Genomic DNA, 17,857 nt, shown 5'->3' on the forward strand with positions numbered 1-17,857 from the left:
AAGCTAGGCAGTAAGCCTAGCTCATTATTCTTTAATATCTATGGCATCTACAGGACATTGATCTCTTCCATCAACAGCTCCAGCTTCAAGATCAGAAGGAACATCTCCATCTATAGCTTCAGCTTTACCATCATCATCGAATGAATAAATCTCAGGGCAGACACCAACACAAGCTCCACAACTTATACATGTATCTTTATTTACGATTGCTTCCATATTTACTCCTCCTTGTTTTTAATATATTAACAAGATTAGTGTTTGCAGTAATTGATTTCATATACGCAAAAATTAGAAAATTAATTAATAATAGGTACATGGATGTTAGAGTAAATATATATAATTATGTATTTATATCAGGAGTAGTTGAGTCTTTAAATCTCTACGGCGAGTTCATAGTCATCTTGATTTTCTCGTTCTTCAATAAGCTTTAAAATATTATCCATAGTATATATTTTAAGAGATAGATCACTGTTGTCTTCTAGTTTACCAATGTATTCTAGGGCATTAGGGGACACACTGCCTGTAGTAAGAATAATACCTTTTTTTATATTGTTTGCCATCATAGCACCAACAAGTTTTTGGCATATAACTCTTCCTATAAAAAACTCATCAGAAGCATTATCTTCATCATTAGAGGCTAGAGTTGGATTAGAATTATATCTTTTACATTCAACATAGATTTTTTCATCGTCATAATTTGTAAGAATCAAATCAACTCCACCATCATTACTAGGAGGTGTAAGCTTTATATCCTTATATTCAGGGTTATTATGAAAAAGCCATTGACAGAAGCCTTCAAATTGAAGTCCTGTTAATCTATTAATATTTTCTTTTTTAATCCTCATAGTAAATTTTAGTTGTTCATCTTTAAAGCCTCTTATTTTCTCAATAAATTGAGTAAAGCTCTTTATAAGTATTATGAGTACTATAAGTAGTACTAAAATTTCATATTTGTTCATAAGAATCACCTCGTATAATAATTATTGTCATTATAGAAAAAAATTAATCAATATATTTGGGATTTTTGCTTTACCATGTGATATTAATGAGCACAATAAACAGATATTTTTATATGAAATCCATAACAGATTTAGAAAAGTATCTTTAATTATGAAGGTTTTTAATATAAAATAGTAATAAATACTTCAAGGAGGTTACGTATGAAGAGAGAAGATTATATTTCTTGGAATGATTATTTTATGAGTATTTCTTTGTTATCAGGAATGAGAAGTAAGGATCCATCAACACAGGTTGGAGCTTGTATAGTTGATTGCAACAATAGGATAGTTTCTATTGGATATAATGGATTTATTAATGGATGTAGTGATGAAGATTTTCCTTGGAGTAGAGATGGAGAATTTTTAGAAACTAAGTATCCTTATGTAGTGCATGCTGAGCAAAATGCTATTTTAAATGCTAGAGGTAAGTCTTTAGAAGGCTGTAGACTATATGTAAATTTGTTCCCTTGCCATGAATGTGCTAGAAATATCATTCAATCAGGCATAAAGGAAGTTTATTATCTTAGTGATAAGTATGCTGAAACAGATTCTATAAAAGCCTCTAAATATATGTTTGAAAAGGCTAATGTGAAATTAACTCAATTAACTCCAAGTGTAGACAAGATAGAGATAAAATTAAAATAGACCTATTAAATTAGAGCTAAAAGGATTGTCTCATATTTTTATATTGAGATAATCTTTTTTTATTTATGAGCAATATCAACTGAATTTTAGAATGAATTAAAGTCCCATTTTAAGATTGGTTGAACGTATACCTAAGAGGTTAAATAATTATATTTAAAGACAGAATTTGTTAAGGAGTAGATTAAATGAAAACTAAAGATATGACGAGAGATGCTATAGTAATTGGGTTTGCTTTATTTGCTATGTTTTTTGGAGCAGGAAATCTTATATTTCCAACATTTTTAGGACTAGAATCAGGGATAAGTTGGAGTAGTGGATTGTTTGGATTTGTTTTAGCTGATGTAGGCTTAGCTATACTATCAATTATAGCTGCAGCTAAATGCAATGGAGATGTAAGTGAAATTTTTGGAAAGGTAGGTAAAAAATTATCAATAATTTTGGGTGCTGTTATAATGGTATGCTTAGGACCACTTTTAGCCATACCGAGGACAGCAGCAACAACCTATGAAATGGGTATTGTGCCAATATTCAAAGGATTTAGCCCAGTAGTATTTTCAATAATATTTTTTTCTATAACATTGGTTTTATCTATAAAACCATCTAGAGTAATTGATATAATAGGTCAGTTTTTAACCCCAATGCTTCTCATAACTCTACTATTACTCATATTAGTTGGAATAATAAATCCAATTGATTCTATCAGTATAGCGCCAAGAGTAGAAAATATATTTGCAGAAGGAGTAATCCAAGGCTATCAAACCATGGATGCATTAGGAGCTATAGCATTATCTACTGTTGTAATAACAACATTAAGTAATAAAGGATATAAAGGAATAAAGGAAAAAATAAAATTAACCTTAAAAGCATCTATTGTTGCCTCAATAGGACTAGTTTTAGTCTATGGTGGGTTGACTTATTTAGGAGCTACCATTTCAAATCAATATGCAAACATACCATTAGGAGAAATATCTCAAACTGCATTAATAGTACATATAACAGATATATTACTTGGAAAACCAGGAAAGATATTATTAGCAATAATAATAGGTCTTGCATGTCTTACAACAGCAATAGGACTTACGTCTGCAACAGCCCAGTATTTTAGTAAAGTATCAAAGGGAAAATGGAAATATAGAGATATAGTTATATTCGTATGCGTGTTTAGTAGTATAGTAGCTAATTTTGGAGTAAGTACTATAATAAAATTTTCAGCACCAATATTAAGCGTAATCTATCCTCCAACAGTTACATTAGTAATATTAACATTATTTAAAGAAAAAATTAAGAACAATTATGTGTTTATTTTTTCAACATATACAGCTTTATTTATAAGTGTATTAACGGTTTTAAACCATATGGGAATAGGCAGTTCAATAGGAGTACCAATAGTAACTAAACTTCCATTTGCGAATTTAGGTTTTAACTGGATAGTTCCAGTTATAGTGGCAGGTATAATGGGGAATTTTATTAAAACAAACACAGAAATATAATATTTAAATTATATTTCATACTACAAAGATATACAAGGCAATCAATAAGTGTTATGGATGATTTATATAATTGTAGCAAACATGTTATAATAGATACATGTAAATGCGTATTTTAAAGATAGAATACCTACATAATTTAATATAAAAATTAGTTTGGAGGTAGAGTTATGATTAAAGCAATTGAAGAGCGTAGAAGCATAAGAAGATATATGGATAAACAAGTGGAAGATGAGAAGTTATTACAAATTCTTCATAGTGCAAGACTAGCACCATCAGGTAGTAATACACAACCATGGCAAATTATTGTGGTTAAGGAGCAGAGAAATAGAGAAAAGATAGCAGCTGCTGCGTATAATCAAAAGTGGATGGTTAGTGCACCTGTCCACCTTGTGTGTGTTGCAGATATAAAATCAAGGTTACCTAAGTGTGATGACCTTTATATTGATGAATATAGTAAGGAATTCGAAGTTAAGCAAATTATTAGAGATACATCTATTGCCATTGAACATATGGCACTTGAAGCAACAGATTTAGGGTTGGGAACTTGTTGGATTGCTTGGTTTGAACAGAAGGACTTTAGACCAGTTTTAAATATTCCTGATGATAAGTATGTGGTTGCAGTATTAACTTTAGGTTATCCAGATGAAGCACCAAGTCCTCGTCCAAGAAAGAATTTAGAAGAAATAGTTCATTATGAGCAGTGGTAATAGATAATGAAAGTATATAATAAATTAGTAAGAGATAAGATTCCACAGGTGATAGCTGAAGATGGAAATCAGTGTGATGTAGAAATTGCATCTAAAGAGGACATGATTTCTTTATTAGAAGATAAGCTAAAAGAAGAGGTAAATGAATATCTAAAGGATAAAAATTTAGAGGAGCTAGCGGATATTATGGAAGTGCTGTTTGGGCTAGCTCATAATTTAGGATATTCTGAAGAGGAATTAGTGGAGAAAAGAAATTGGAAGCTAAAGCAGCGTGGGGGATTTAAGGAAGGAATTGTTCTTAAGTCTGTTAAGTAAAAATATTAGCTATATTTTAGTCAGTATGATTAAAATTATAGAGCGTAATGTTATAAATAGTTTTTAGTAATGAGGCAAAAGATAAGGAGATACTGATGATAAGAGAATTATTTGAAGATATATATCAAATAGAGGTAGAACTTCCGGATAATCCTTTAAGGGCACTAAATGCCTATTTAATTAAGGGTAATGAAAGAAATCTACTTGTGGATACAGGCTTTCGCAAGGTTAAATCTTTAGAAAGCTTAAGACAAAGTTTAAAAGAATTGAATGTAAATATGGACAATACGGATATATTTTTAACTCATCTTCATGATGACCATACAGGTCTTGTACCATTTCTTTTAAATTCTAATAATAAGGCTTATATTCATCCAAGAGAAAGTGAAGAGATATATAATTTAAGAAAAGTAACTTATATGGAAGAAATTAATATATTTAATGAAGCGATGGGATTTCCTAAGGGCGAGGCGGTATCAGCACTAAAAGCTCTAAGAGATCAAGAAGGTTTTGAAGAAAGTTTCACTGAGCCAACTTATACAGATATTAAGGATGGGGAAACATTAAAGGTAGGAAAGTATGAGTTTAAATGCATTTTGACTCCAGGGCACACCCCAGCTCATTGCTGCTTATACGAAGAAAACCATAGGATTTTAATTGGTGGAGATTTAATATTAGCAAAGATAACTCCAAATATAGCCTATAACCTTGAGCAATGGATGGAAAACCCTTTACACGAATACTTTGATAGCTTAGATAGAGTTGCATCTCTACCTATAGACGTAACACTTTCTTCTCATAGAGCTATTATAAGGAATACTAAAAGGAGAATAAGAGAACTCAAGGATCATTATGATCTTAGGTTAGAGGAAATCATGGATATTTTGGCTAATGGAGAAAAACTTTCCCCTTATGAAATTGCAGGAAGAATGCACTGGAGTATAACAATTAAAAACTGGGAAGACTTCCCAATAACTCAAAGATTCTTTGCGTTAGGGGAGTGTATGTCCCACTTAGTCTATCTTGAAAAGCTTGAAATGATAAATAAGTTATATAAAGATGGAAAGATTTATTATGTTATATCAAATAAAGGATTAGTGTGGGCAATAGTTAAATACATTAAAGAAAGTTAAAAGAGTGAGTTTTAAAATAAATATAAAGGATGTTTAGAAATAAGGTTATTTCAAAACATCCTTTTAAGTTCTGAAATTATTGAGCTACTGTTGATGAACAGATTTTACAGATGTTTATAGTTTTTCCGTCTTCACATTTCTTAGTCCAAACTAATTTTACTCTTTTTCTACCGCATAGAGGGCATGTACCTCTCCAACCTACTATTTTCTTAATAACCTTACCTCTTCTTTGCTTACCCATTTTCTCATCGCTCCTTTCTTTAAAAATATATTTTTAGAAAGGCAGAGTTATGACTAAAAGTTAAGATAAGCTTAAATAAAAAAAGTAGTACCACAATTAAATTAGTACTACTCTTATATATTTTTAGGGTATGTTGATTATCTATACATTTTGGTTATAAGATAAATGCTGGAAATGGAAACGAAAACATAACCAGCATTCATCTCATAAGAGTTTAAAATTAAATAAAAATGTAAAACGTAAAATTTTAATGTAAGTAATATTATAGTTTTATTTTAACATAAAACACTATAAATAAATTAATTAAATTAACTATTTACAATAAATTTTAAAAGCTGTTAAGTAATTGTGAAATATATTAATAGAGTGTGTATATAAAGTAAAAAAAGTGATAAGTAGTATAACGTATTTTATTTTACAATACGGTTTATTATTTTACAAATGTTGTATATAATAAAGATATGAATATTAGAAAAGTTGGTGATCACATTGTCAAACCAATTAATTAAAGAAGAAATCTTAAATAAGTTAAAATCAGAAGAATTTACTGGTTTTATAAAGAAATTTGACATTATAAATATAGTTGTATTTGGAAGTGTTTTAACTGAAGAGTTTAATGAAGAATCAGATGTAGATATTGCAGTATTAGGAAGAGGTAGTTTCTCCTTAGATGATATTTTAGAAATAGAATTATTTTTAGAAAAGTTTTTAGAAAGAGAAGTTGATGTTGTAGATTTAAAGAGTAAAACTTTAGATATATTTGTTAAGATAAGTATTCTAAACTCTTGCGAAATTATATATTCAACTGATAATGAGGTCTTTGAAGAGTTTTGCGATGACGTGGAGTGGATATATAGAGAAAATGAAAATTTTATTCATTTTAGAAAGGTTGATGTTTTGTATGAATGAAGAAAGACTTATGAGGATAATTGAGGATTTAAAGGAATGTAGTAGTGATATAGAAGAATGTATAGAAATTATTAAAACTAGCAATGATAGATTACTCTTAAAGTTAGCAAAATCAAGTTTAAGGCAGTTATTTGTTAGTTTTCATACCATACTTGAGGATTTATGCTCCATTATACTAAAGGAAATAAAAAGATTTAAGATAGGTATAAGCTTAAGTGATAGCTTAAAAATATTTAGAGAAGAGGGAATTTTAGATCAGGATACTTATGAATTCTTAGAAAAATCTAAGTTAATTAGAAATAGAATTGCTCATAGATACAAAGAACCAACTCATGAAGAACTTTTCAATCATATTGTGAAATATAAAAGTAAATTCAAAAAGATTATTAGAATAGCAGCTAGTTATTTATAAATTATGAAAGAAGAAAAGAGAGTATTATGAAAAAACACAATCTACAAAAGCAACTAAAATGTAAAATTCTATTTTAGAAAGGAGCACTTAAGATGGATAACAATACTTTATGGTATATGGAGAAGAGAATTGATAGAACTATAAAAAATCTGAACAGAAGAAACATGGGTGGATTCTTTGTTAAAGATAAAAATGAGCTAATAATGCTTTTAAAGAATCTAATAGATGATAATTCCACAGTAGGAGTAGGAGACTCTATGACACTTTTTGAAACAGGAGTTATAGATTTTCTACGCAAAGGTGATTATGTATTTTGGGACAAGTATAGAGATGATATTACTAGTGAAGAGAAGAGGGAAATTTATCTAAAAAATTTTTCTGCAACTACATTCATGTGTAGTACTAATGCATTAACAGAGAATGGTGAACTATATAATATTGATGGTAATGGAAGTAGGGTTGCACCCATACTTTATGGTCCAAAGCAAGTTATTCTAGTAGCTGGAATAAATAAGATTGTAAAGGACATAGAGGAGGCAGAAAAAAGAGTTAGAAATTATGCTGCTCCTATTGATGCCAAGAGGTTAAATAAAGATACTCCATGTACTACCTTAGGCTATTGTGTAGATTGTAAAAGTCCCAACAGAATATGTAATGATTTCACAATTATAAGAGGTCAGTTTATTAAAAATAGAATAAAAGTAATTATTGTGGGAGAACAACTAGGTTATTGATAATTTTAAATAATGTATAGTTCGTATAGAACATGAATTTTTTAGTCTGCAATACTATAATAGACTTTAATAAATCCTTATATCAAGTAATAGATTGATGTAAGGATTTTTTTGTTTATAGAAAATATTTATATATAAATTTATTGTAGTATTTTGAAATATTGAAAAAATATAAAAAATATTCATAATTATATAAAAAATGATTAAAAAACATTGCAATTATTCATGAAAGTAGTATAATTACATAAAATATAAAAAATTACAATGGAGGTATTAAAATGAATAAAAAGATTAAAATTACATTAATTGAAAATTTAATCCGATTTATGGGGAGGAAAAATTTTAAGCGAAATGCTTCATTAGCATGTTTAAGTGTATTTATGGTGGTAAATACATCGACTGGAGTTATGGCTATGACTATGGAAGATATGGACAAGATACCAATAAATATAGCAGCAGAAAATAATAAGGATAGTTTAAAGCAAAATTTAGAACAAAAGCTAAAACCATATGGAGTATTAAAAAATGGGATTTTAAATAATGAAGAAATTATTCAAGCTAAAACATTAGCAGAGGCTAAAGTAGATGATGTCAGTTTACTTAAACCTTCAGAAGAGAAGAGGGTAGATACAAAAGCAGTTGAAGCTCAGCGCAACTATACATTAAAAGAACTTTCAGCGATGAGCTATCAAGAAATGGTTAATACTATTGCATCCTTAGAGTGGAGAAATATCGATGGACTATTTAAGTATTCTGCAGATTCACAAGAATTTTACGGTGATAGAGCTCGTGTAAAGTATATAATAGAGGCTCTAGATACAAGAGCTAAAACTTTTACAGGCACTAATAACAATGGTATTCCCACTATAGTAGAAGTTTTAAGATCAGGGTTCTATTTAGGATATTATAATACTGAATTAAGTTATCTAAATGATAGAAACTTTAAAGACTTATGCTTACCAGCATTAAACTCAATGATTGACAATCCTAACTTTAAGTTTGGAAATAAACTTCAAAATGGTGTAGTTGAAAGTTTTGGATCTTTAATTGGAAATGCATCTTCCAGTGTAGAAATAGTTAATAAGTCAGCAGCACTATTAAGAGATTATAAAATCAATATAGAGATATATGGCACTGATTTATCAAAGGCTAATGCTATCTACGGAGTAATTAAAGGTATATCCTATGATTTAACTTCTGCAGCCTACGGAAAAGATCCTGCAACAATGCCTTACTACGGTAAAATTGATACCTTTATAAATGAATTAAAAGAAATAGCATTGATGAAAAATACTAGTAGTGGTAACCAATGGTTAGTTAATAATGCCATTTATCAAATAGGAGAACTAGGTGTGTTCCACAGCAATCAGAAGATGGCAATTGGATTATTAACTGATGTTATGGATACTTCAAATAAGTATTCAGAGAAATTTTTTATAGCAGCAGAAAGAATTGATTATCTATACAAAGGCATCAACTCACGTGGAGAAAATATAAACTATACCCAACTTCAAGAAGAGGGCTACAACAAGTACCTACCTAATAAGTATACATTTGATAATGGCTCAATAGTAATGCAAGTTGGATCTAATGTTTCAGAAGAAAAGGTAAAAAGACTTTATTGGGCAGCAAAGGAAGTAGAAGCTCAATTCTTTAGAAATATTGGAAGTGATAAAGTTTTAGAAGCTGGAAATAAAGATAATGTTCTAACTATAAAAATTTTCAACTCCCCATCAGAGTATAAAATGAATCAATATTTAGGTAATGTTAGTACAGATAATGGTGGAATATATATAGAACCTATAGGAACTTTTTACACTTACGAAAGAACAATTCACGAAAGTATTTATAGCTTAGAAGAACTATTTAGACATGAATTTACTCACTATCTACAGGGTAGATATTTAGTTCCTGGTTTATGGGGACAAGGCCCATTTTATGAAAATGAAGATTTGACTTGGTTTGAAGAAGGTTCAGCAGAGTTCTTTGCTGGATCTACTCGTACAGAAGGAGTAAAACCAAGAGAAGCTATAGTGAATCAACTTGCAAAGGAAGAAGCCAACAGATTTACATTAAGTCAAACTATATCTTCAGGATACAATAGTGGATGGCAATTCTATAATTATGGCTTTGCCCTTGTAAGCTACATGTATAATAATGATATGGAATCATTAAATAAAATAAATGATTATGTGATTAATACTGACATAAAAGCATACAGAAATTTTATTTCACAATTAAAGGTTGACTCAAACAAAAATGTAGAATATCAACAATATATGCAGCAATTAATAGGGGATACTACTATAGGAACTCCATTGGTATCAGATAGTTATACAAAGGTTCATCCTAAAAGAACTATAGAAGAAATTTCTTCCGACATAGTAAGTATAAGTAGAATTAGTGGTGTAAATCAAGATAAAACTTATTCAGCAGATTTCAACACATTTAAGATATCTGGTAAGTATGTAGGTGGAACTTCAAAAGGAAGATTACAGGATAATAATGAAATGAATCAAAAAGCTAATGAAATGCTTAAAAACCTATTATTAAAGGGTTGGACAGGCTATGAAACAGTAACTTGCTATTTTACTGATTATAAAGTTGTCAATGGTAAATATGAATATAACTTAGTGTTTAAAGGACTTTTAAATGATAGCTCAGTAAATCCTGAAAATAAAATTCCTACTGCAAGTATAGATGCTCCAGATAATGTAGAAGTAAATAAGACGGTTTTATTTAGTGCAGATAAATCTGCAGATTCAGATGGATTTATAGTAGCATATGATTGGGATTTTGGAGATGGATCTACGAGTTCAACTAAAAATCCAACTCACTCTTATAATAAAGAAGGAAATTATGTTGTTACCCTTAAAGTTACGGATAACAAAGGTGCCATTGGAGAAACAACATTTAATATTAAAACTAGCAAAACATCTGGAGAAAATGGAATAACTTCAGAAGTAGAACCCAATAATGATTATAATCAGGCTAATTACTTTATAGCTAATAATAAAGATGTAACTGGTACTATACAAAATGCTAATGATGAGGATACATTTGCTTTTGAAGTAGATAATGCTGGTGAAGTTGATATAAAGATTACAGGAAATTCATCTAAAATAACTTGGATAGTTTCTAAGGAGAATGACTTAGACAATTACGTCTGTTGGAAGCAATACACTGAAGGAGATATAAGTAAAGGAAGCTTTAGTGCTACTCCAGGAAAGTATTATATTAAACTATACTCAACAGATGAAGCTATAGAAAATGGAAACTATAGTATAAATATCAATGGTATAAAGTCCTATAATAATGACCCAGAAGTGCCAAGTAATATTACAGAAGTAGAACCAAATAATAGCTTTGAATCTGGAAATGTAGCTATATACAACAACATTGATGCAAAAGGAAAACTACCTACAGGTGGAGACACTGACGTTTTTTACTTTGATGTAGATACTGCATCTAATGTAAATATAAAGGTTGGAAGTACTCAGCAAGGATACACTTGGATAGTGTGTAAATCAGATAACTTAAATAATTATGTATGCTGGAGTCAGAATAGTGAAGTAGATGGAACTAGTGGAAGCTTTAAGGCTGTACCTGGTAAATATTTTATTAAACTATACTCTTTAAATAACTCTAGCAGTGTTGACTATACTATTAAAGTTGATGGTATAAGACAAAGATAGCGTAAGTTTAATAGTTATAACTAAATTTATAGTTTTTTATACTTGATAAATAATAAAGTTTCAACTACAATGTAAGATTTAAAATGTAGTTGAAGCTTTTTTATTGACAAAAATACTACCATGCAATACAATATAGAAAAGGACTATTATGCATTACAATATACCTTGTGATAAATAGTACTGGAAATAAGTTTTGGAGGGGCAGTTTATGAAAACAAAACAGTATATAAAAGAGGTTAATAAGTTTATTAATAAACTAAGTAAAGAAAATGAGGAAAAGTTTGAAAATATATTATTTAAAATACGGTTTTCAAATATTAATGATCATGATGCTGAGGAGTTTATACACCATTGTTTAGATTTATTTTTACAAGCTGAGGAAAGAGGAATTGACGTAGAAGAAGTACTAGGAAATAGTGATATAAATTCCTTTTGTGATGAGTTTATATCAGAAACAATAGAAGGGTACTCAGTGCTAGAAAAAGTGTACTGGAAGGTTTCTAAGCTACCAATAATATTGATTATTTTTACTGGCGTGTTTGAGATGTTTGTAGGACAATTAATTGATAGTTGGGTAAATAAAACAACACTTTTTACAGTTTCAGTTACAGTTTCAATGTTAGTTAATACTATAATTGTAATTATATTAACTAATTATTTATTATCTAAAATACAATATATGTATAATGTTTTTAATGGAGAGGATAAAAAGAAAGATAGAAAGATAACATTTTTATTATGGATAGGCTTTTGCATTATAACAGCTATATTTGTATTAACTAAACTGTTTTTAACAAAGGTACTTTTTGAAGTTAACTATTTAATATTCATGGGCATACTTATAACTATTTATTTGATACAGTATTTCTTTGAAAATAAAAATCAATAGAAGGAGGGAACCATGAATAATAAATCACAGTTATTAAAGGGAAGTTTAGAGGGCTGTGTTCTTAAAATTATAGATTTAAAAGATGAGATTTATGGATATGACATTGCTAGAATATTAAAGGATAATGGTTTTACTGATATTTCTGAAGGAACTTTATATCCACTGTATACACGCCTGCAAAAGAATGGTTTTATATCGTCAAAAATGAAGGAGTCTCCCCTTGGCCCTGCTAGGAAATATTATAGTTTAACAGATAAAGGCCGTGAAGAACTAAAGGATTTTGTGGATACTTGGGAATATATGAGTAAAAATATAAATGATATAATTAAAGGGAATATTCAGTAATATATTTCTTAATATTTAAATATATTCAATAATTTATATAACCATAAAATCCTTATATATTAGTATACTTTGGAGGCGGTAATGTTAAACTATTATTTGAATAAAAAGCTTAACATTGATATAGATTTATTTTGAATACCTTTATAGAGTATTTCTATTGTATCACTTTTATCCACCATGCCAAGTATATATAGTAATGGTAAATAGTGATCCTTAGTAGGAATGGCGTTATTTTTTTTATCTCCATATTCAATTAGAGATTCAAAGTTTCTTGATTTTAGATTTGTTACTACTTCATTTTCAAAATCAATAGCCCATTGATATGGAGTAGTATCATAATTCATATCTGCTAAGTATAAATTATGGACAATGTTTCCACTGCCTAATACTAAAATATCATGCTCTCTTAAAAATTTTAATTTTTTACCCATTTCGTAATGATATATAGCAGGTTGTGCCATATCAATACTAAGGGCTACTACAGGAACATCAGCCTTTGGATACATATGTTTTAAGACTGACCAAACTCCATGGTCAAGACCATATGTATTAATAGGCTTTATGTCAAGATTTTCAAGCATTCTACTGATTTCAGGAAAACCTGGACATGGATATTTTATTTCATATAATTCATTTGGAAAACCATAAAAATCATATATAAGTTCTGGATTTTGGGATGTAGTAACTGCAGTGGCACCGTCTGACATCCAGTGAGCAGTAACCACCATTATTGCCTTTGGTGTAGGTAGAGTCTCACAGATATTATAAATACTTTTTGTGTAGCTATTGTCAGTTATGATATTCATTGGTGAACCATGCCCTATAAAACCCATTGGGAATTTCATAATATCACTCCTTAATATACTTTATTATATAACTTAATTTTATTATATCAAAAAATAAGGTGAAATATATTTAATAATTATTTTGTTCAAAATATATCATGAAGAAGTAAGTGGTAAATAACTAATCATTTTGATAAGCTATTTACCACTTACTTTGAAATTAAGATATGTATTTTATCCGATGACTACCCGCTCTAATACTCCCATCTTCTTCAAAGTGGGAGTATTAGAGCGGCTACGACCCTGGATAACGATTTCCCCTAAAGGACAACGAATTCTAAGTATCGAAAATACTGATACTAAGAATTCTGTTAGTAACCTTCAGGGCGAGTAAAAACTCCCTCTGAAGCAAAGAACTCTGTTTATAATTGAGATAAATCTGATACAAATTCAATATCTACATTTAATGAACTTAATAATCTTTTTAATTGCATTGCAGCAATAGCTGAGCTTGGTGGTGTTGAAACTATATTTTTGAACCCAGTAGCTTTATACATTTTAATGCAGTTCTCAAGAATTGGAATCATTTCTGCTTTTGATGTTGATAATTCTGAACTTTCAAGTGCAAGAGTAAAGCTTGATGGAGTTATAGACTTTACAGCATTATTATAATCATTTAAGAAATTTTTGCCATCCTCCTCTTGAAAAAATCCTCCTACAGTGATAAATAAGACCTTCTTAGCATTATTAACTTCTACTTTATACATTTGAAATTCCTCCTTTAAAATTTATATAAAAAAGCTCCCATTGTGTATCCAGAACCAACTGAACAAAAAATAACGAGATCTCCCTTATTTATCTTTTTAGTTTCTATAGCTCTATTAAGCGCAAAAAACGGGCTTGTACATCCAGTATAACCATATTCATCTGCAACAAAGGTATAAGTGTCACTACTAATCTCTAAATTTAATTTATTTAATGTTTCTTTTATATCAGCATGGGAAAACTGTGAAAATAAGAAGTGTTTTACATCTGTTATAGATTCATTTCCTTCTTTTAAGAGTTTATTGATAAGTTTTACCCATTCATCACTAAAGTAAGACACATCATGATTTACCCAAGCATATTTTTTACTATCTATAGGCAGTTCTTCATCATATATATGGGATAATCCACATTCAGGGAAAACCATATATTTATGATTTTTAGAATCAGTATGGAAGGCAGAATTAAGAACCCCACCAGTTTCTTCATCACTAGTAAGTAATATTGCAGCTGCACCATCTCCAACAGTAGAATTTACTAACTCACAATCACTTTTGGCAAGGAGTGAGCCATATGAAGCACCAACGATTAAAGATTTTTTATATTTACTTTTAGATTTCATATAGGTTGCAATGCTATCTATAGCTGTTATCATTCCTATACAATTATCGTTCATGTCATAAGTTAAATCGCAGTTACATGCATCTATAGCATCTCGTATCAAAAGAGCGTTAGTAGGTATTAAATGTTCTACAGAATCACTAACAAATACAATAATGTCTAATTCAGAAGCCTTAACATTAGCTTTTTTCAAACAGGATTTAGTAGCTTCCACACTCATAGTAAGAGAATTTTCTGTATTGTTATCAACTAAATACCTAGACTTTCTTCCTAAGTGATTTAAAAGTTTTTCTAAATCTTGTCCATATTTGTTAATGAAGTGTTGATTCTCTATTCTTTTTTTAGGATGATATATTGATACTTCTTGAATTTTTATTCCCATAAAGTCCTCCCCATTCACATTTGAATTTGATGTTTAAATATATATATTACATATAAACAAAATGGTACAATATATATGTAAAAATTATAAATATAGTAAAAAATATATTCTACTGAGTTTATTATTCTACAAAAATTTCAAATAAAATAAATTTAAAATATAATATAGTATTATATTTTTGATATCACTCTATTATTATCGTCACAATTCGATTTACTTTATATGTTTTATAATTTATATTCTTACTTTATTAGAAGCCGATATAAATTTATGAAAAGAGAGGAAGTTGGATTAACCTCTAACTTTTTTATAGTAGTTGACTCTTGGGTTACCGAAGGGTTTATAATAATAATAGATGGCAAGGTGCACACTTGTAGAGCTTATTTGTTGAGGTGAAGTTATGTTTAAGATTGGTGAATTTTCGCGTATGAGTGGACTTTCAATTAATACACTGTATCATTATGACAATGTAGGAATTTTAAAACCTATATATATAGACAAATTTACTGGTTATAGATACTATGATGCAAGTCAACTTATAACCATAAATAAAATAATTGCTTTAAAGGATGCTGGATTTTCACTTGTTGAAATTAGCAATTTCTTTAATAATAATTCTAGTAATGAGTCGCTTATAGAGGTTTTGGAAGTGAAAGCAGATTTACTTGAAAAGGCACTAGAACTAGAAACAAGTAGGCTTCAACGTCTTCGTACAAATATATTTTTAATAAAGAATGGAGGCATACCTACTATGAATGAAATTTCAATTAAAAAAGTAGAAAAAATCTTAGTTGCATCATTGCGAAAATGTTTTGTGAAGGATGGTAATCAAACTTATGATGAATTTTGTGAAAGCCTATGGGCACAAGTTAATGAATATATAGATAAAGTAAAAGGAAAACGTACAATTCCGTGTATGACACTTTATCATAAAGATAATACTTCAATACAGGATATGGAGGTTGTAGAACCTATAACAAAATTAATCCCAGAAGGTGATACTGTCAAAGTATCTGAACTGCCCATGATAGAAAAAATGGCTTGTATAGTTCATAATGGCTCATTTGCTACAATTGGAGAAACCTATGAAATAATGTACAAATGGATTTCAGAAAATAAGTATTCAATCTGTGGACCAGTGCGTGAAATATACCATGAAGGTGAATGGGTAACAGATGATCCCAATGAATATGTAACAGAGCTACAATTTCCTATAAATTAATATGATTAATTTTTAATAAAAATAGACTACTCAAATGTATATAAAGATAAATAGAAAATGAATATTATAATACCGTATTATTCTTTAAAATGAATATACGGTATTTTTTAATAATTGAATGCTAAAGTGTTATATATAAATTACCAAGTATAGATATTTTGTATAATATGGTATAATTTCCTTGGAGCTGCTTTTGGTTTTAATACTTACTTTTAATGACTTTATGGGAGTTATAAAATGAGGATTCACTTTTTTAGTGCTATGTGAATGAAGGGAGTAAAGATTTATATGAAAAAATCTTTAATAAAAAGTAAAACTATTACTGAATTAGAAAAAAGGATTAAACAGAATGGACATAAGGCTGTAGAAGAATTTACACATGATTTACAACATAAGGGTTCTCCAATAATAGAACATATAGAAAATGATGATAAGAATAGCTTAGTTACTTTTATATATGAAGGGATTAAAGAGTGTAAAAATGTTTTGTTTATACCTGATATAGGATTAGATAGATTTAAAGATAACTATAGAGATTTTCAAATGGAAAAAATAATGGAAACGGATCTATGGTTTATTACTTATGAAGTAAGAAATAATTTAAGATTTATATATTACTTTTCACCAAATGATCCATTGGATGATGATTGGAATGAAAGATTTGGTAGTAGAGTTAAGTATGATAAGTTTTGTAAAAAAGCATTGAGTTTTGATAAAGAGAATCCAGAAGATAAGGGTTCTTATGTATTAATGCCTAAGTCACCTGAAGATATTTGGTCAACAAAAATAGAAGATGTACCAGAAGGAAAAATAGAGGAACATAGGTTTGAAAGTAAAAACTTAGAGGATAAGCGTAGAATCAGAGTTTATACACCTTATGGATATGATAAGAAAGAAAAACCTTATGGATTTATGGTTTTAACTGATGGTGATGATTATATCTCTAATCTTTCTGCAATAGAAACTTTGAATAATCTTATTGCCACTAAAGAAATACCACCTATAGTTGCCATATTTATTGATTCAACAAAAAATAGAGGAAAAGAACTAAAGTGTAATGATTCATTTTGTAAGTGCATTGCAAGGGAGGTAATCCCATGGGCTAAAAAAAATTATAATATTTCTAGCATGCCAGAAAAAGCTATAATTTGTGGACTTAGTCTAGGAGGATTAACAGCAGCTTATTTAGGGTTAAACTATTCAGAAGTTTTTGGAAATGTCCTTTCTCAATCAGGTTATTTTTGGTATAATTCAGAAGACTATGTACCTGATGAGGATTGCTGGATGAGCAAAATGTTTAAAGAAGTAAACAGGCTTCCTCTTAAATTTTACCTAGATATGGGGGTTTTAGAAACTAAGTATAAAATTATAGATCCTAATATAAATTTAAGAGATACATTGATATCTAAAGGATATAAAGTTGATTTGCGATGGTTTAATGGAGGACATGATTACTTATCTTGGGGAGAAACCTTGGCACATGGATTAATTTCACTTATAGGAATAAAGGAGAAATTATAAGAATATAGCAATATGCATATTAGGAAGGTAAATAAAAATGATATTAAA

General features: G+C 29.1%; 19 protein-coding genes. 13 read left to right on the plus strand and 6 right to left on the minus strand.

The window, feature by feature from the left end; translation table 11 throughout:
• Positions 1–24: 24 nt before the first annotated feature.
• Together B3086_RS04375 and B3086_RS04380 are read right to left on the minus strand one after the other, a co-directional pair.
• Entirely contained in the window at positions 25–216 is a 192-nt protein-coding gene (locus B3086_RS04375; RefSeq protein WP_346849051.1) for a ferredoxin, read from the minus strand.
• Between the two features lie 155 nt (positions 217–371).
• Positions 372–959 (minus strand): restriction endonuclease, encoded by a 588-nt coding sequence (locus B3086_RS04380; protein WP_346849050.1) that lies wholly within the window; start codon positions 957–959, stop codon positions 372–374.
• A gap of 201 nt (positions 960–1,160) precedes the next feature.
• Between B3086_RS04380 and B3086_RS04385 the strand changes: the two genes are divergently transcribed.
• The 5 genes from B3086_RS04385 to B3086_RS04405 all read left to right on the plus strand — a co-directional run bounded on the left by B3086_RS04385 (position 1,161) and on the right by B3086_RS04405 (position 5,288).
• Positions 1,161–1,643 (plus strand): deoxycytidylate deaminase, encoded by a 483-nt coding sequence (locus tag B3086_RS04385; RefSeq protein WP_035131756.1) that lies wholly within the window; start codon positions 1,161–1,163, stop codon positions 1,641–1,643.
• Positions 1,644–1,828: 185 nt separating this feature from the next.
• Positions 1,829–3,133 carry a branched-chain amino acid transport system II carrier protein gene (brnQ, locus tag B3086_RS04390; protein ID WP_346892854.1) on the plus strand — a complete coding sequence of 435 codons (1,305 nt, stop codon included), beginning with the start codon at positions 1,829–1,831 and terminating at the stop codon, positions 3,131–3,133.
• Between the two features lie 167 nt (positions 3,134–3,300).
• A complete protein-coding gene (locus tag B3086_RS04395; RefSeq protein ID WP_346849048.1) occupies positions 3,301–3,840 on the plus strand; it encodes a nitroreductase family protein in 540 nt (179 codons plus the stop codon).
• A gap of 6 nt (positions 3,841–3,846) precedes the next feature.
• Positions 3,847–4,155, plus strand: a complete 309-nt coding sequence (locus tag B3086_RS04400; protein ID WP_346849047.1) for a nucleoside triphosphate pyrophosphohydrolase — start codon at positions 3,847–3,849, stop codon at positions 4,153–4,155.
• Between the two features lie 95 nt (positions 4,156–4,250).
• A complete protein-coding gene (locus B3086_RS04405) occupies positions 4,251–5,288 on the plus strand; it encodes an MBL fold metallo-hydrolase (RefSeq protein WP_346877930.1) in 1,038 nt (345 codons plus the stop codon).
• Between the two features lie 76 nt (positions 5,289–5,364).
• On the opposite strand, the gene B3086_RS04410 is transcribed toward B3086_RS04405, so the two are convergent.
• Positions 5,365–5,529 carry a hypothetical protein gene (locus B3086_RS04410; RefSeq protein ID WP_167402990.1) on the minus strand — a complete coding sequence of 55 codons (165 nt, stop codon included), beginning with the start codon at positions 5,527–5,529 and terminating at the stop codon, positions 5,365–5,367.
• A gap of 489 nt (positions 5,530–6,018) precedes the next feature.
• Here B3086_RS04410 and mntA point away from each other — a divergent pair, with 489 nt between their 5' ends.
• The 6 genes from mntA (at position 6,019) to B3086_RS04440 (ending at position 12,513) form a co-directional block, all read left to right on the plus strand.
• The gene (mntA, locus tag B3086_RS04415; RefSeq protein WP_346849045.1) at positions 6,019–6,438 is read left to right on the plus strand and encodes a type VII toxin-antitoxin system MntA family adenylyltransferase antitoxin; all 420 of its coding nucleotides are present in this window, start codon (positions 6,019–6,021) and stop codon (positions 6,436–6,438) included.
• The gene (locus tag B3086_RS04420) at positions 6,431–6,850 is read left to right on the plus strand and encodes a HepT-like ribonuclease domain-containing protein (RefSeq protein WP_035131763.1); all 420 of its coding nucleotides are present in this window, start codon (positions 6,431–6,433) and stop codon (positions 6,848–6,850) included. Before mntA ends, B3086_RS04420 begins: the two co-directional genes overlap by 8 nt.
• A 92-nt stretch (positions 6,851–6,942) precedes the next feature.
• A complete protein-coding gene (locus B3086_RS04425) occupies positions 6,943–7,584 on the plus strand; it encodes a lactate utilization protein (protein WP_346849044.1) in 642 nt (213 codons plus the stop codon).
• Between the two features lie 278 nt (positions 7,585–7,862).
• Positions 7,863–11,279, plus strand: a complete 3,417-nt coding sequence (locus B3086_RS04430) for a collagenase (protein WP_346892856.1) — start codon at positions 7,863–7,865, stop codon at positions 11,277–11,279.
• A gap of 208 nt (positions 11,280–11,487) precedes the next feature.
• Entirely contained in the window at positions 11,488–12,168 is a 681-nt protein-coding gene (locus B3086_RS04435) for a DUF1048 domain-containing protein (RefSeq protein WP_346892858.1), read from the plus strand.
• Positions 12,169–12,180: 12 nt separating this feature from the next.
• On the plus strand, positions 12,181–12,513 hold the full coding sequence (locus B3086_RS04440) for a PadR family transcriptional regulator (protein WP_035131768.1): 333 nt from the start codon (positions 12,181–12,183) through the stop codon (positions 12,511–12,513).
• Positions 12,514–12,605: 92 nt separating this feature from the next.
• On the opposite strand, the gene ygiD is transcribed toward B3086_RS04440, so the two are convergent.
• The 3 genes from ygiD to B3086_RS04455 form a co-directional block, all read right to left on the minus strand.
• Entirely contained in the window at positions 12,606–13,358 is a 753-nt protein-coding gene (gene ygiD, locus B3086_RS04445; protein WP_346849041.1) for a 4,5-DOPA dioxygenase extradiol, read from the minus strand.
• 362 nt (positions 13,359–13,720) lie between these two features.
• Positions 13,721–14,065 (minus strand): hypothetical protein, encoded by a 345-nt coding sequence (locus tag B3086_RS04450; RefSeq protein WP_346877928.1) that lies wholly within the window; start codon positions 14,063–14,065, stop codon positions 13,721–13,723.
• A gap of 14 nt (positions 14,066–14,079) precedes the next feature.
• Complete coding sequence (locus B3086_RS04455) at positions 14,080–15,066, minus strand: 3-oxoacyl-ACP synthase III family protein (RefSeq protein ID WP_346892860.1); 987 nt, start codon at positions 15,064–15,066, stop codon at positions 14,080–14,082.
• A gap of 400 nt (positions 15,067–15,466) precedes the next feature.
• Between B3086_RS04455 and B3086_RS04460 the strand changes: the two genes are divergently transcribed.
• Complete coding sequence (locus B3086_RS04460; protein WP_346849038.1) at positions 15,467–16,288, plus strand: MerR family transcriptional regulator; 822 nt, start codon at positions 15,467–15,469, stop codon at positions 16,286–16,288.
• 288 nt (positions 16,289–16,576) lie between these two features.
• Positions 16,577–17,809 carry an alpha/beta hydrolase gene (locus B3086_RS04465; protein ID WP_346849037.1) on the plus strand — a complete coding sequence of 411 codons (1,233 nt, stop codon included), beginning with the start codon at positions 16,577–16,579 and terminating at the stop codon, positions 17,807–17,809.
• Positions 17,810–17,857: the final 48 nt, after the last annotated feature.

It is taken from the genome of Clostridium sp. UBA871, from assembly GCF_002295255.1.
Lineage (GTDB): Bacteria > Bacillota > Clostridia > Clostridiales > Clostridiaceae > Clostridium_J > Clostridium_J sulfidigenes.